This window comes from Cognatundibacterium jejuense, assembly GCF_014284255.1.
In the GTDB taxonomy this organism is placed as follows: Bacteria; Pseudomonadota; Gammaproteobacteria; order Burkholderiales; family Burkholderiaceae_D; genus Undibacterium; species Undibacterium jejuense.
This window is the reverse complement of the sequence record NZ_JACOFV010000062.1, coordinates 1-354: the sequence shown is the minus strand read 5'-3', so window position 1 is coordinate 354 and position 354 is coordinate 1. Positions and strand designations below refer to the sequence as shown.

General features: G+C 45.5%; 1 protein-coding gene. It reads right to left on the bottom strand.

All coding sequences use genetic code 11. The features are described 5' to 3' along the window. Window positions 1-136: 136 nt before the first annotated feature. The coding region (locus H8K32_RS20030; RefSeq protein ID WP_186914405.1) for a MotA/TolQ/ExbB proton channel family protein at window positions 137-354 on the bottom strand (218 nt) is incomplete at its 5' end.

Here is a 354-nt window from a genome sequence, read left to right as displayed (position 1 = left end):
CTTTCAGATTACTTTAACGTTCAAAACCACTAACTCATCATCACTTTTAAAAACCGTAGAGCAAATAAATACTGTGTTGCTCTACGGTTTTTGCTGTGCTTCTGTGCCTCTGTGGTGAGAGGTTTTTTGTTTGAGCTTACTTCTTAGCGACTTTGTTCATGCTGCCAGACAACACAACAGAGTGCAGGTCAGCGGCAAATGCGCGAACTTCTTCCATAGAGCTCTTATTGCGACGTACCAGGAAGTTGTAACCCAACACTGCTGGAACCGCTACTGCCAAACCAATCGCCGTCATGATCAGCGCTTCACCAACTGGACCAGCAACTTTATCGATGGAAGCTTGACCGGACATAC